This window comes from Vibrio sp. 1069, from assembly GCF_033340555.1.
Genome location: NZ_JAWOWP010000788.1, coordinates 1 through 553 on the forward strand (window position 1 = coordinate 1; position 553 = coordinate 553).

1 protein-coding gene and 1 pseudogene are annotated in these 553 nt (G+C 45.0%); both read left to right on the top strand.

Translation table 11 applies throughout. The annotated features are described in order from the left end of the window. Positions 1-206 (top strand): TRAP transporter large permease subunit (locus tag R7040_RS29060; RefSeq protein ID WP_318097988.1); only part of this gene is annotated, 206 nt, incomplete at its 5' end. 113 nt (positions 207-319) lie between these two features. Beyond that, a pseudogene (locus R7040_RS29065) lies at positions 320-553 on the top strand (histidine kinase); the annotation flags it as partial.

A 553-nucleotide genomic window follows, 5' to 3' on the forward strand; every position in this document is an offset into this window, starting at 1 on the left:
CGTGGTTTGCTATTCTCATCGCGATGAACTTACAAACCTCCTTCTTAACACCGCCATTTGGCTTCAGCTTGTTCTATTTGAAAGGGGTTGCGCCTGCAGGCGTGACTACACGGGATATTTATCGTGGCGTGATGCCATTCATTGCGATTCAAATTCTCGTCCTTGCCTCCTTACTGTTTTTCCCAAGTTTCTACGGCATGGGTTAATGAGTAAGGAATAAAAGAGATTTTGTGAGCTGAGAGTCTTCACCTTTTGAGACAAGTTGTTAAGCTGCTCTTGGGGCATATTGACCCTTTGGGCAGCGTTTCATGGGGGAAGGATGCCTCTCAAAGCCAAGTTAATTTTGCTGACATTGATTCCAGTGGTTTTAGTGTCGGCAAGCATCAGTTGGATTTCCATTTATCAGGCCAAAACATTGGGTCAACGAGAGGTGGAGATCTTCCATCAAAACCTCATTCAATCCAAAGAAGCGGCGCTCAAAGATACCGTTGATGTCGCATTTGATGCCATTTCCCACATTTACAACGATTCGACGATTGAAGAACGTGTCGCT